Annotated in this window: 8 protein-coding genes; 1 reads left to right on the top strand and 7 read right to left on the bottom strand. The window is 64.9% G+C overall.

From position 1 onward, the window contains the following. Positions 1-11 precede the first annotated feature (11 nt). Positions 12-2252: an MMPL family transporter gene (locus G6N66_RS17835; protein WP_085235065.1), complete on the top strand. Its 2241-nt coding sequence runs from the start codon at positions 12-14 to the stop codon at positions 2250-2252. Between the two features lie 12 nt (positions 2253-2264). Here G6N66_RS17835 and G6N66_RS17830 read toward each other — a convergent pair whose 3' ends face one another. From G6N66_RS17830 to G6N66_RS17800, 7 genes are all read right to left on the bottom strand, one after another. Next, a complete protein-coding gene (locus G6N66_RS17830; protein WP_163645869.1) occupies positions 2265-5201 on the bottom strand; it encodes an MMPL/RND family transporter in 2937 nt (978 codons plus the stop codon). Continuing rightward, complete coding sequence (locus G6N66_RS17825; RefSeq protein WP_085233710.1) at positions 5198-5659, bottom strand: MmpS family transport accessory protein; 462 nt, start codon at positions 5657-5659, stop codon at positions 5198-5200. The genes G6N66_RS17830 and G6N66_RS17825 overlap by 4 nt, the downstream gene beginning before the upstream one ends. Positions 5660-5830: 171 nt before the next feature. Next, positions 5831-6889: an NAD(P)H-dependent amine dehydrogenase family protein gene (locus tag G6N66_RS17820; protein WP_085233711.1), complete on the bottom strand. Its 1059-nt coding sequence runs from the start codon at positions 6887-6889 to the stop codon at positions 5831-5833. 100 nt (positions 6890-6989) lie between these two features. After that, positions 6990-8738 (bottom strand): AMP-binding protein, encoded by a 1749-nt coding sequence (locus tag G6N66_RS17815; protein WP_085233712.1) that lies wholly within the window; start codon positions 8736-8738, stop codon positions 6990-6992. A 50-nt stretch (positions 8739-8788) separates the two neighbouring features. After that, positions 8789-9910, bottom strand: coding sequence for an acyltransferase PE (pe, locus tag G6N66_RS17810; protein WP_085233713.1), 1122 nt, complete (start codon positions 9908-9910; stop codon positions 8789-8791). Positions 9911-9964: 54 nt separating this feature from the next. Then, a complete protein-coding gene (locus G6N66_RS17805) occupies positions 9965-12931 on the bottom strand; it encodes an MMPL/RND family transporter (RefSeq protein ID WP_085233714.1) in 2967 nt (988 codons plus the stop codon). Between the two features lie 52 nt (positions 12932-12983). Then, positions 12984-14405 carry a condensation domain-containing protein gene (locus G6N66_RS17800; RefSeq protein WP_085233726.1) on the bottom strand — a complete coding sequence of 474 codons (1422 nt, stop codon included), beginning with the start codon at positions 14403-14405 and terminating at the stop codon, positions 12984-12986. Positions 14406-14506 lie beyond the last annotated feature (101 nt).

Raw genomic sequence — 14506 nt, 5'->3', positions numbered from 1 at the left:
AGGAGCATGGCTTGCTGAATGCAATCGCGCGACTCGCCCTTGCTGCTCCCCGGCGCGTCCTTGCGGTCGCCGTGCTGGTGATGGCCGCCATCGCGATCTTCGGCATCCCGGTGATCGGCTCGCTGTCGGCAGGCGGGATGCGCGATCCCAACGCCGAATCGTCGCGGGCCGCAGCCCTGCTCGCGCAAAAGTTCGGGCAGGGCGACATGGACATGATCATCACGGTCACCGCCGACGACGGGGCACAAGGCCCGCGGGCCACGGCGGTGGCCACCGAGCTGGTCGGGCGGCTGAAGGATTCGGCGAATGCCGGGCAGGTCTCGTCGGCCTGGACCGTTCCGCCGTCGGCCGCGTCGTCCTACATCAGCAAGGACGGCAAGACCGGACTGATCATCGCCGGCATCTCGGGTGGCGAAGTACGCGCACAGAAGAACGCCAAGCAGCTGTCGGATCTGCTGGTGCACGACCGCGACGGGGTCAGGCTGCGCGCGGGCGGGGAAGCCACCGTCTTCTGGCAGATCAACGCGCAAACCGAACAGGACTTGGTGCTCGTCGAATCACTGGCGATGCCCCTGAGTTTCTTGGTGCTGGCGTGGGTGTTCGGTGGCGTGGTGGCGGCGGCGTTGCCGGTGACCGTCGGCGCCTTCGCCGTCCTGGGCACCATGGCGTCGCTGCGCGCCATAGCGTTGTTCACAAACGTCTCGATCTTCGCGCTGAACTTGGCCATCACCATGGGCATGGCGTTGGCCATCGACTACACGCTGCTGATCATCACCCGCTTCCGTGATGAGCTGGCGGAAGGCCAAACCCGCGACGCGGCGCTGGTCCGCACGATGGTGACCACGGGCCGCACGGTCTTGTTCTCGGCGGTCACCGTCGCGCTCTCAATGGTCACCATGGTGCTCTTTCCGCAGTACTTCCTCAAATCGTTCGCCTACGCCGGGGTGGCGGTGGTCGCTTTCGCGGCCTCCGCGGCGATCGTCGTCACCCCCGCAACGATCGTGCTGCTGGGCGATCGACTCGATTCCCTCAATTTCCGCCGACTGCTGCGCAAAATCCATGGCCGCCCCGTGAATCCTCAAGGGCCCCAACGGCTGCCGGTGCAGCGCTGGTTTTGGTATCGCTGGACCAAAGCCGTCATGCGTCACGCGATCCCGATCGTCGTGGGCGTCACCGCAGTTCTGCTCGCGCTGGGCATCCCGTTTCTCGGGGTGCATTGGGGCTTTTCCGACGAGCGCGTGCTGCCGTCGTCGGCCTCGGCGCGCGCGGTCGGTGAGCAGTTGCGGGCCGACTTCCCCGGCAATGGCGTGCCCGACATCACCGTGGTCCTGCCGGACGCCCGGGGGGTGACTTCGACGGATCTGGATGGTTACGCCGCCGCGCTGTCCAGGGTGCCGGACGTCTCGGCGGTCTCCGCGCCCGGCGGCACCTTCGTCCACGGCGGGCTCGCGGCGCCGCCGGCGGGACCGAGCGGCATCAAGGACGGCAGCGCGTTCGTGACCGTGCACAGCGCCGCGCCGTTATTCTCCGATGCCTCAGCGGTTCAGCTGCGGCGGCTGCACGCGGTACCCGCCCCGCTGGGCAGCGCGGTGCAGTTGGCCGGTGTAGCCCAAAGCAACCGCGACACCGTGCATGCGATCACCACGCGCCTGCCGCTGGTGCTGGGGATCATCGGGGGGATCACCCTGCTGGTGCTGTTCCTGTTAACCGGCAGCGCGATCCTGCCGGTCAAGGCGGTGCTGATGAACATCATGTCGCTGACTTGCGCGTTTGGCGCGCTGGTGTGGGTGTTTCAGGAAGGCCACCTGCATGCGCTGGGGACCGCGGTCACCGGCACGCTGGAAGTCGACATCCCGGTGTTGTTGTTCTGCATCGCTTTTGGCATCTCGATGGACTACGAGGTCTTCCTCATTTCCCGCATTCGGGAGTACTGGCTGGCCTCCGATCGGGGCTCGGCCGCGAACGACGAAAGCGTGGCGCTGGGTGTGGCCCACACCGGGCGGGTCATCACCGCGGCGGCGCTGATCATGGCGATCTCGTTCGCGGCGTTGATAGGCGCCCAGGTGTCGTTCATGCGGATGTTCGGGCTGGGACTGACGTTGGCGGTGCTCATCGACGCCACGCTGGTGCGGATGCTGCTGGTGCCGGCTTTCATGCACATACTCGGTCGACTCAACTGGTGGGCGCCCCGGTCGCTGACGCGCGTGCACGGCCGGTTCGGGCTACGCGAAACCGCCCGCGAAACCGTATGATTCCCAGTCGATTTAGCTTGACGCCGCCGGCACCGCGCTCGGCGCTGCCTTGGGGCGTGCATTCTCTCCGCGGGGATGGACGACCTGCGGCCACCAGAACCATCGGCCCAGCAGCGTGGCGATCGACGGCATCAGCAGCGTGCGCACGACCAGCGTGTCGAGCAGCAGACCGATGCACACCGTCGACCCGAACTGACCGAGCACGGTCAGCTCGCTGCCCAGCATGGACGCCATGGTGAAGGCGAACACCAGACCCGCGGCCGTCACCACCCCACCGGTGCCGGCCATCGATCGGATGATGCCGGTCTTGAGGCCGGCGTGGATCTCTTCCCGGAACCGGGAGACCAGCAGCAGGTTGTAGTCGGACCCGACGGCCAGCAGGATGATGACCGACAACGCCATCACGATCCAGTGGATCCGGAAGTGGAACAGGTCCTGCCAGATGAGCACGGACAGGCCGAAGGACGCGGCGATCGAGCTGGCCGCGGTGCCCACGATGACCAGCGCGGCGACCGCGCTTCGGGTGAGCAGCAGCATGATCATGAAGATCAGCGTCAACGACGCGACCACCGCGATCATCAGGTCGTACTTGGCGCCGTCGTGCATGTCCTTGAAGGTCGCGGCGGTGCCGCCCAGATAGACCTTGGCGTCGGACAGCGACGACTGCTTGAGCCCCTCCTGCGCGGCCGTCCGCTCGGCGTCGACCCGCGAAATGCCTTCCGGTGTCATCGGATCGCCCTGGTGGGTGATGAAAAACCGCGCCGACTTGCCGTCCGGTGATAGGAACATGCGCAGCCCGGTTTGGAAGTCGGGATTCTGAAATGCCTCCGGGGGCAGGTAGAACATGTCATCGTTCTGCGACTGGTCGAAGCTTTGTCCCATCACGATCGCGGTCTTGCTCATGTCCTCCATCTGGTTGATCATCGCCGAGAACGTCTGATACAGCGTCAGCGTGATTGCCTTGGTGGCCTTCTGCGAGGCGATCAATTCCGGAAACAGCGCCATCAGCGCGTGCGTGGCCGAGGCGGTGTGCTCGATGTCGGTCGTGAGGTAATGGAACTGCTCGGCCAGCTGGTCGAAACCGTCGATTGAGTCGAAGATCGACCGCAACGAGAAGCAGATGGGAATGTCGTAGCAGTGCTTCTCCCAATAGAAGTAGGACCTGATCGGCCGCCACATGTCCTCGAAATCGGCGAAGTGGTTGCGCAATTCGTCGGTGATCTTCGATGTTTCTGCCGTGGTTCGCGCGCTGTCGTCGGCAGCATTGGAAAGATCTTTCGTCACCGCGTACTGGCGTTCCGTGATGTCGATGTTGACCTGCAACTGGTCGGCCAACTTGAGGATGTCGGCGATGCGGTCCTTGAGGAAAACCATGTTCTGCATGGTCGTCTGGCTTTGGACGCTGTTCGTAAACGGTATGGAGCTGTGCTGAATTGGGATGCCCAGCGGGCGGGTGATGTCCTGGATCATGGCGATGCCCACGACGCGGATCACGTTCTTGGCGACCCGGTCCAACACCAGCATGTCGGCGGTGTTGCGCATGTCGTGATCGGCCTCGATCATCAGCATGTCCGGGTTCATCCGGGCCTGCGAGAAGTGCCGGTCGGCTGCGGCCTGCCCCTGATTCGACGGCGCCGAGGTGGGCAGGTAGTAGCGGTCGTTGTAGCTGGTGTGGTAGCTCGGCAGGGCGACCATGCCGATCAGGACGACCGCACCGCTCACGGCCAGGATCGGTAGCGGCCAGCGCACCACCGCGGTGCCCACCCGCCCCCACAGGCGACCCCGCTTGGCCGCCACCTTGGATTCGAAGCGGCCGAACTTGCTGCCCAAAAAGACGATGGCGGGACCGAGCGTCACGCCGGCCAGCACCACGACCAGCATGCCGATGGCCACCGGCGCGCCCATGGTGTTGAACCAGGGCAGACGCGCGAAGCTCAGGCAGTAGGTCGCACCGGCGATGGTCAGTCCGGACCCGAGCACCACCGGGGTCACGCCGCGAAATGTGGTGTAGTACGCCGTTTCTGGGTCCTCGCCGGAGCGCCGCGCTTCTTGATATCGGCCCACCAGGAAGATCCCGTAGTCCGTGGCGGCCGCGATCGCCAGCATGGTGAGGATGTTCGCGGCGAAGGTGGTGAGCCCAAAAGCGTTGTTATAGGCCAAAACCGCGACGACCCCGCGGGCGCACATCAACGAGACCAGCGTCATGAACAACTGAATCAGCGTGGTGCCGATCGAGCGGTAGACCAGCAGCAGCATGATCGCGATCGCGCCAAGGGTGAACAGCGTGATCTTGGCCAGGCTGGCGTTTCCGATGACGTGCATGTCGTCGGACAGCGCGGCCGGGCCGGTGACGTAGACCCCGAGCCCGGGCGGCGGTGGGTTCTTGTCGATAACGCCGCGGACGGCCTCGACCGAATTGTTGGCCTGGGTGGTGCCCTGGTTGCCGGCGATGTTCAGCATGACGTAGGCGCCCTTGCCGTCGGCGCTCTGCGCACCCGCCGCCGTCAACCGGTCGCCCCAGAAGTCCTGGATGTGCTGAATGTGCTTGTGGTCCTGGGCCAGCCGGCGGATCAGGTTGTCGTAGTACTTGTGTGCATCGGCACCCAGGGGGCCCCGGCTTTCCAGCACGATCATGATCGTGCTGTTGGAGTCGAATTCCTTGAAGTTGTGGCCCAGCCGCATCATCGCCTGCATCGACGGAGCGTCCAGCGGCGCCATCGGCGCCGAGTGCGCCTCGCCGACGACCTCCAGCGTGGGCACGGCGATGTTGACCAGCACGGTGATCGCCACCCAGCCCAGCACGATCGGCACCGCGAGCAGTCGGATCAGGTGCGGAACGAGCGGGCGGTGCGCGCGCTCGCTGGGTGCGGCGCCTCCGGCCTGGGCGGCGATGGGGCCCGTAGGAGTGTCAGCGGCGTCGGTCGCCTCGCGATTCTCCAGATCGCTCATGCGGACTTCACCAGGCAGAAGGTCTGGGCGTTATGGCCGCTGGAGTGGTTCTCCCAGCGGTCGTCGGAGTTTTCCTGTTGGCGGACGACACCGTCCACGGTGATTTTGCAGCTGATTTCGTCGCCCGTGCCTTGCGCCATGATGTTCGCGCTCACCGACGGCAGCGTCGTCGAGACGGTGATCGACCACGGCAGCGGGACCGCATTGACGGGGTGCGTGTTGGCCTCGGCGTCCCAGTAGTTGATGTTCGCGACGCTCCCCGGCGAGCCGTCGACCTGGTAAACGACGACCTTCGGGTTGAACTGGACGATCTTGATCCCGGCGCCGGCGTTCGCGTTGAGGTCCTGCGAACCGAAGATCCTGTGGATCCGGGACACGATCAACGCCGAGACGGCCAGCACAACTATCAAGACCACGGGTATCCAGGCTCGTTTGAGTAAGCCGAGAATGCGACCCATCTTCGTTCACCGCCCTTCGCGCACCGATCCAGGGTTGCAACGCGCCACCGCAAAGCTTGTTTCCTGCGTCATTGCGGGTCGATGGAATGAAACCTTTGTTCGGCTAAGTATGTTAGACCTTAGAGGACGCAAGCGTTCCTCCGGGGTCTGCTCGGTGTGGTGCTGCACATGTCAGCCTGCCAGCCTGCCGGTGACCGGTGGCAGGTCGGCGAGCGTCACGATCCCCGGTTCGGCGGCCACCACCGCCGGGACGGCGTTGGTGACCGGCATCGCGGTGTAGATCATGCCCAGGCCCATGAAGCCCGGCTCGGTCCAGTCCTTCGGCGGCAGGCAGTGCAGCACGGTGCGCATGTTGGGCAGCCCGAAGACCTGGATGACGTGGCCGTGTTCGAGCGGTTTGGGTGGGGTCACGTGGTTGCCCATGGTCCAGTTGAACCCGACGCTGACGACGTTGCGGTCGCCCACCCAGCCTCGGTGGTAGCCGTAGACGCCGCCGATGGTGCCGGCCGGGATGGTCATGAAACCCAGGTCGGAGTCGCCGGTGGCCGCGGTGAAGGTGACGTCGAAGGTCATCCTGTCCAGCTTTGCGCCGATCGCGTCGGCCATCATCGCGGCCGACTCCGCGAACACCTCGCTCTCGCGGCGCACGCTGTCGGCCAACCCCGGAGTATCGGGGTCTTGGGAAAAGCCCATCGCCCTTTGGGTTTCGGCCGATTCGTAGGTGGAGCAGTCGACCGACTCGGTGATCCGGATCTCGTCGACGCGCTCGCAGGACGCGCTCAGCACCATGCCGACCATGTTCGTCATGCCCGGGTGCGCCCCGCTGCCGAAGATGGTCGAGCTGCCGCGCTTGCAGGCGTCCTCGATGCGTTGCCGATCGGCCGGGGTCTGCTTGCCGCCGGTGATCCAGGCCGCGCTGGTGCACACGTTGACCCCCGATTCCAGCAACCGGACCAGTTCGTCGATGTTGGGCCACAGCGGGTTGTAGCAACACGCGTCGGGCCGCAGCGCGAGCAGCGCTTCGATGTCGTTGGTCGCCTGCACGCCCGTCGGTTCGGGCCAGCCCGACAGCTCGGCGGCATCGACGCCGACCTTGTCGGCGCCGTGCGCGTACACCCCGACCAACTCCATGTCGGGCCGGCCGATGATGGCGTGCAGCGAGCGTCGCCCGATGTTGCCGGTCGTCCACTGGATCACCCGCAGCGGGCGGTCGGTGCTGGCTGTGTTCATCGGGGCTCCTGGGGGTCTTGGGGGTCCTGGGGGTGCGGTTGGAACTCATTATCTTCAACCCGGTCTCGGTGCACCCGAGCCGGGCGGACGTGGGCCCGCCCTAGTTCTTCTGGGCGTCCAACCGGGTGAATCGGTCCTGGCGGTACTGCTCCACGCAGGCGGCGCGCCGGATCTTGCCGCTGGTCGTGGTGGGAATCGACCCGGGCGATACCAGAACGAGGTCCCCGACATTCAGGCCGTGCGCATTCGAGATCGCCGAGGTGACGTTGCTCTTGACCGCGGCGAGCCAGTGCATCGCGTCCTCGGTGGAATCGCCTCGCTTCTTGACCTCGATGATGGTGACCAGTTTCTCGGTGCTGTTCTGCGGGACCGATATCGCCGCGACCCGGCCACGGGTGATCGCTTGGACCGTCGCCTCGATGTCCTCGGGGTAGTGATTGCGCCCATGGATGATCAGCAGATCCTTGATCCGTCCGACGATGAACAGCCCGCCCTCGTAGATGAAACCCTGGTCCCCGGTTCTCAGCCAGGGGGCGTCGGGCGTGCCCGGCGACGGGTCGACGAGCGTCGCACCGAAGCACCGCTGCTCCTCGGGCGGTTCGCGCCAGTAGCCGTCGGCCACATTCTCGCCGTGTACCCAGATCTCGCCGACCGTGCCGTGCGGGCATTCGCGGTTGGTGTCGAAGTTGACGATCCGCAGCGTGGGTGATTGCGGCACTTGGTATTTGACCAGTTCTGTGCCGCGCCCCGCCGAGCACCTTTGCACGCGGCCCTCGGCCAGCTCGCCGAGATCGAAGCGAACCGCCTCGGCTGATTCGCCCCAGGTGCTGGTCGCCACGAAGACGGTTGCTTCCGCCAAACCATATGAGGGGCGGACCATTTCGTCGCGGAAATTGAAGTGTGCGAACCGATCAACGAAGCGCCGCAACGACGCCGGCTCGACGCGTTCGGCACCGTTGATGATCCCCTGCACCAAGCCGAGGTCGAGTCCGGCCAGGTCGGCGTCGGTTGTCTTGCGGGCGGCCAAATCGAAGGCGAAATTCGGCGCGGCGGAAAACGTGTGCGGGGTCGCGGCCAGGGATCGCATCCATCTGGCCGGTCTTTCCAGGAATGAAATCGGACTGCTCAGCTCGACGCGTTGGCCGCTCAGGATTGGTGCGCAGATCCCCAGCATCAAACCCATGTCGTGGTAAAAGGGCAACCAGCTTACGTACGTCGTATTGGAGCGGACCCTCGGGTCGGTGCCCGCGAAGTAGTTCTGCATCAGCTGCTCGAAGTTCACCTGAAGGTTCTGGTGCGAAATCATGACCCCGGTGGGCTGCCGGGTCGAGCCTGAGCTGTACTGCAAATACGCGACATTGGGCCAATCAGCCGTCCGAACCGGCGGTCCGCCCTCGGCGTCGCAGTTCAACGAATCGATTTGGAGGATCGTGGGAACGGTGTCGAGGCGCGCTTGGTCAACATATTTGGCGATGTCGTCCGCGGCCGCCGACGTCGTGAGCACCACGGTGGGCGACGTGTCGGCGAGCACCGTGCTCACCCGCTCATCGTTGGAGCCGCGGTGCGGCAACGGTAGCGGCACCGCGATCAGCCCGGCCTGCAAGGAGCCCAGGAACGCCAGAACGTATTCGAGGCTCTGGGGAGCCAGGATCACGGCCCGGTCCGCCACCGACGCGTGCAGGCTGAGCGCGCCCGCCACATCCATTGTCGCGCTGGACAATTGCGACCAGCTGAGGCTCTGGGGAACACCCGTCCAGTCGTCCACGTAGTCGGTAAACGTGAATGCCACCTCGTCCGGCCGCAGGCTGGCGCGCCCGTGCAGCATCGAGAGTATGGATGACTGGGGCATATTCGTCACGTGAATTCCGTTAGTAACTCGTCGACGGCTGGGGGGCCTTGTCAGCCTGCGGGGTGAGAAAACGCCGCCCCGACACTGTTGAGCATTTGCGAAAGGGGATCGCCGGCGCCAAAGGTCGCCTCGTTGGCCGGCTCGGTGATGGCCAGGGGGTCGAACCCGTGCACGGGGTCCACCTGGATCGGAGCCGTGGACGGATCGTCGTTGCGCGAATAGCCCGCGTTCACCCGGGGTATCAGGATGGCGTCGAGCTTGTTGAGGGTGTCCTCGTCGACCCCGAGATACGTCAACCCCATGACGAGCGGAAGATGTTTTTCAGGAATCAAATACGTCGTCGTCGTCGCGCCTTTGGAATTGACCGTCGTCCGGATGTTCTGCGGCGGGACCTGGTCCGGGCTGGTGAATGCCACCGCGGTGTGACCGGTGGCCAGGCCCATCAGCGCGTTGCCGAGGGCGAACAAATTGTCCGGCCGGTCGGGGAAATCGGCGATCGAGTCGTAGGCAGAAACGAAAACCCTGGTGTCGTACTGGCTCTCGAACGGCGGCGGCACGGGGTAATCGAGTGCCGGTGCAACACTGCCGACCGGGAAGGCGGAGGTCAGAAAACTCTGGCCGAAGGGGGTGCGCGCGATGGGGTCGCCAAAGGTGGCGAAGCTCAGTTGATCACGCGGCGGCGCCGTCGGGTCGTTCGCCAGCCGGGCCTGCTCTTCATCCAGGACGAGGCAGCCCTCGGAGAGACCGATCGCGACACCGCGGCCACCCTTGCGGATCGCGGCGTCGAGGTTGTCGGCCCCCACGCCGATCGACTCGCCGAGGCTGGGACCGTCGAACCCGGCACCCGGGAAGTATTCGTTGAGTCGGCCTATGCCCGGGAAGAGGCGTTCCAGCACGTGACCCTGAACCTGCCCGGCCGGGTACCCGACGTTGAGCCGCTCCAAGTTGGGGAACCAGTGCGCCCCCTCGCGGCGGATGTACTCGTCGTAGGGGATGCCCAGCACGTGAGCGCCGCCCAGCGCGAACGCCGTCCCGTCGGAAGACAGCCCGGGTCCCGGCGCCCCCGGGGGCGGTGTGTCGTCGGCCGACACCGTCGCCATGCCGACACAGCCGAAACATCCTGTGGCGCCGACAGTTACCAGCGTCGTGACTCCCGCGAGGAACATCTTCATCCCTGCCCCTGACCGTTCGGCTGCTCCAGTTTCACATACATCATCGGGTGCGCGCTAACCCACGCCGGCGCGCGACGGCCACCAGTTCGCCCGCCCGACCAGCGCGGCGATGGCCGGAACCGTGATGGTGCGCACCAAGAAGGTATCCAGCAAAATCCCCACACCGATCACGAAACCGCCTTGAATCACAGTGCCAATGCTGGAGAACAACAGACCGCCCATCGAGGCGGCGAAGATCAACCCCGCCGCGGTGATCACACCGCCCGTCGAACCCAGGGTTCGAATGACGCCGTAACGCATGCTGTGCGGGGACTCGTCACGCATTCGAGAGACCAGCAGCATGTTGTAGTCGGCGCCCACCGCGATCAACACCACGAATGCCAGTGGAGGCACGCTCCAATGTAGTTGCTGGCCGAGTAGGAATTGGAATACCAGAACGCCGATGCCCACTGCCGATAGATACGAAATCACCACGGAAGCAACCAGATACAGCGGTGCGACGATCGCACGGAGCAGCGCAATCAAGGTCAGCAGTACCACAAGGAGGGTCGCCACGATGATGTACCGGATGTCGTGCTGATAGTAGTCGCGAGTGTCCTTCAGCGTGGCGGTGTATCCCGCCATCGACACGGTGGCGTCGGCCAATGTGGTATTCGGTTGGGCCCCACGCGCGGTCGCAGTGATGGCGTTGACTTGATCCATGGCCTCGGTGCTGAACGGATTCAATTTGGTTTGCACCAAGTACCGCACCGAGTGGCCGTCCGGCGAGATGAATACCTTGGCGGCCTTCTGGAACTCTTCTAGATGCAGCAGCTGGGGCGGGATGTTGAATCCGGCCATTGCCGGTTGTGCCGCATCGTGTTTCAGCGACAGCAGAAACGCCGCCGACTCACCGAGGCCGCCGGCGAGCTGTTTGACTTGGTCGACGAGTTGGGCCACCGCCTCCGCGACTTGCTGGCTGCCACCGGCGAACCGATCCGCGCCGCGGCGCATGCTGTTCAGGTTGGCCTGCAGCCCACCGGGCTGGTCCATCCCCATCGAATGCATCGCCTTGGCGACGTCCGTCATGGCGCTGCGCAGACGAGTGATCGCCGCGTTCAACGTCTGTCTGTCCGGGGGTGTCTGCAGTTGGTGAATCAGATCGTTGATCGCGTCGACGTCGGCTCGGCCGCGCTCGCCGGCCATCTGCTCGAATCTTTCGCGCGTTGCGCTGCACGACGGATTGGCATCGCAGACCGGGTTGCCCTGCAGCGCCGCCAGCACCGGGCCGATCCAGCCGAACATGTCCTTGACGGCGGAAAAGTTCCAGCCCATCGCATTGCTGAGCGAGTTCACGTGGTCGACCAGCTTGGCCGCGGTGTCGACCTCCTTGACCAAGGTGTCGCCCCCGTATTGGGTTCGCAACATCGAGAAGGCGTCGATCAGGCCCTGGATGCTGTTGGCCAGCATGCCGACCTGGCCCCGCACGTCGTTGAGATTCTTGGCCAGCGTGCCGGCCCCGTCGACCAGCCTGTTGAGGTCGTCGGTGTGACCGTTGATCAGCGTGGATCCGCGGGCCAGAATGCTGCCGACGGCGCCTGCCTGATAGGTGGCCCTGAATTGCTCCGGCACGGTGCCGGTGGGACGCGTGATGCCGCTGACCACGGCGATGTTCGGCAGTTGGCTGACCCGGTCGGCCAGCTGTTCCAAGTCCGCAAGGGCCTGCGGCGTGCGAAGGTCACGCGGCGACTGGATGAGGATGTATTCCGGAATGGACTGATTCACCGGGAAGTGGCGGTCCAGCGCGGCATACCCGACGGAACTCGGGGCAGCGGCCGGTAGGGCCTTGCGATCGTCGTAGTTATAGCGCACCAAACCGGCACAGCTGGCCAGGATGATCAGCACCAGCACGCTGGCAACCAGATGCACCCTGGGCCGACGCACGATCCGGATGCCGGAACGCCGCCAGAACGGAGCGGTCAGTTCGCGCCGTGGCTTGACCAGGCCCCGGGGCCCGGCCAGCACCAGGATCGCCGGCAGCAACGTCAATGCGGCGAGGAACGCCACGCCGATCCCGATCGCCGAGGACACGCCGACCGTTTTGTAGATGCCCATCCTGGCGAAGCTGATGAGGAGAAAGGTGATTCCCACGGTGGCGGCGGACGCGGCGATCACTTTGCCGATCGAGGCCATCGCCTTCTTGACCGCCTGATCGAAGTCCGCGCCCGACCGCAGGTAGTCGTGATATCGGCTGATCAGAAAGACGGCATAGTCCGTTCCGGCACCCGCCATGATGGCGCTGAGAAAGACGATGGATTGATTGGAGACGCCCGTGCCGGTCGCCTGCGAGTAGCCCGCCACCAGCGACTGCGCGATCACCAGGGACAACCCGATCGTGATCAACGGCAGCAGCATCGTCACGGCGCTGCGGTAAACCAGCAGCAGGACGATCAGCACCAGGGCACCGATCGCCAGCTCGATCGGAAGCCGGTCGTGCGCGCCCGCGACCGTGAGATCGGCGACGGTCGCCGCGGGGCCGGCGAGGTTTGCCGTCAGCGGCGTGTCGGCGACCGCGTGTTTGACGATGTCGCTGATCCGATTGAAAGCGGCGTACGAGCGCGGGGTGCCCAATTCGCCCGCCACACCGACCGGCAGCACCCAGGCCTTATGGTCTTCGCTGGTCATGGCCGAACGCAGGGGCGGCGTGCTGATGAAATCCTGCAACATCACGACATCTCGCGTGTCCTGGCGCAGCGAGTCCACGAGCTTGCCGTAAACGGCTTCGTCGGCGGGGCCAAGACCCTTGTTGTTGCTGGTCAGCACCACCAAGAGCAGGTCTTCGGAGCCCGATTCGTGGAACGCCTCGGTCATCTTTCGCACGGTGATGTTCGACGGAGCGTCGGCGGGCAACATGGTGAGCGGATGTTTCTGGGCCATCTGGTCCAGCGATGGGAAGGTCAGCGGGAGCCCGACCCCGATCACCGCCCACAGCCCGATGACTATCCAGGGCCACCGCACCACAAAATCGGCTAGCCGCCGCATATCGACCTCACCACTACTCCGCTACCACCGGGTCCACCAAACTACGCGTCCACTACGCGACGCGTCCCCAGTGTCCGCTGTCGGCGACCCGCGTGCACACGGATTTCATCGCGTCCATGTAGCGCGCAACCGACTTCTGGGCAACGGGATTGTCGGGGAACATGATCGCCATCGCCGTGCCCTCCCCGTACCGGAATACGTAGATGGTCAGCTGATACGAATACCGGCCGTCCGAGTAGATCCCGATGTCGTTCGCCAGCCCGAGGTCCGCGGCCGCAAGAACGGCGTTGAGGGGAGCGGCGTCGGCGTGGAAGAAATTCGATACCGGAAAATCCGGCCGTGGCCAGTTCAACCACGGCGCCAATTCCAATACGCGGTAATACGGCACCTTCGCCAGATGCTGGCCCGAATCAAAAGACGCTTGCGCCGCCCAGGCCGCCTCGCCGAAACTGGCCGCGGCGATCGGCACGGTAATGGGGACCAGGCCGGTGAACCAACCTTGCGTCATGAAGTTGTCCGTGGTTCGGCGGGTGTCCCGGGGAGTGAGCCCGTAATAGGTCAGAGCACCCGTGAACTCGTGCTCCACCAGGGCGAAGCAGGCGAACAAACCGCCGATGAAACGGGCGCCGACGGCCGTGCAGGCTGATTCGAAGCGCTCCGTCTGTCGGTTGTCCATCAGGAGTTCCGAGACAATCTCACTGCCACCGGGTTCCGACGGATTGCCCAGCGGCAGGGGGAACTCGGGGAACCCGTCATTGTTGTTCTCGGCGAAGTCAATCCACGCGCGTATTTGCGGCGAATCCACCGTCAACGTTGACGTCTGCTGGCGCTCACGGACACAGAAATCGTCAAAGCTCCCGGCGTCGGCAAGCGCGAGCGGCTCGCCGCCCGCGCTCAACGCCGCATACATTCCGTTGGCCTCGAGCATCGTTGTGCCGATCAACGTCGCGTCGCCGTGAACATGGTCCATGGCGGCAAAGAAAGTGAAGTAGCCCTCGCATTGGACAATCCCGAAGGTGAAGCAGCCCCACTCCAGCGGGTTCGGGATGGCCACGACGTGCGCGCGTATTTCCTCAGCCGTCATTTCGCCGTGCTCGACCGGCGCGAACTCGATGGCGCCGGGTTCGTCGACCGTATGCCTGATGAACTCTCCGTTACCGGCGTGCTCGAACCAACTGTGGAACGTGTCGTGCCGCCGCAGGTATGCATTGACGGCATGGTTCATGGCCGAGATGTCGCACCGGCCGGCTACCGAACACGCCGCGATGATTTGCCGGGAAAAGCCGAGCCCGGCCGCCGTCCGGTTGTGATAGTTGCGCAGATGTTGGCCCTGCATGTAACTGACCGGCACGGCACTGACCGGCGCACGCCGGGCCATTTCGGCGGCCGCGGCCGTCGGGTGCCAGGAGACGAGCGACCCCGGGGTCGGCTGCCAATCACCCAGTGAGCCGATCGTAATTTCCCCGATGCGCAAACTTTTCTCCCCGATCTGCACGGCTTCGGTCCGACCCCGCCGCTGGCGAGATCAAGATAACCCCCTAGCGCAGCCACCGTTGCCGACAAGCGCCGATCCGC

The sequence above is a fragment of the Mycobacterium conspicuum genome (genome assembly GCF_010730195.1).
Classification (GTDB): domain Bacteria; phylum Actinomycetota; class Actinomycetes; order Mycobacteriales; family Mycobacteriaceae; genus Mycobacterium; species Mycobacterium conspicuum.
This window is presented reverse-complemented; position numbering and strand designations above follow the sequence as displayed.

Coding starts and splice junctions, on each gene's coding strand:
- G6N66_RS17830 (WP_163645869.1), bottom strand. CDS start 5,201: ATGAGCGATCTGGAGAATCGCGAGGCGACCGACGCCGCTGACACTCCT.
- G6N66_RS17825 (WP_085233710.1), bottom strand. CDS start 5,659: ATGGGTCGCATTCTCGGCTTACTCAAACGAGCCTGGATACCCGTGGTC.
- G6N66_RS17820 (WP_085233711.1), bottom strand. CDS start 6,889: ATGAACACAGCCAGCACCGACCGCCCGCTGCGGGTGATCCAGTGGACG.
- G6N66_RS17815 (WP_085233712.1), bottom strand. CDS start 8,738: ATGCCCCAGTCATCCATACTCTCGATGCTGCACGGGCGCGCCAGCCTG.
- pe (WP_085233713.1), bottom strand. CDS start 9,910: ATGAAGATGTTCCTCGCGGGAGTCACGACGCTGGTAACTGTCGGCGCC.
- G6N66_RS17805 (WP_085233714.1), bottom strand. CDS start 12,931: ATGCGGCGGCTAGCCGATTTTGTGGTGCGGTGGCCCTGGATAGTCATC.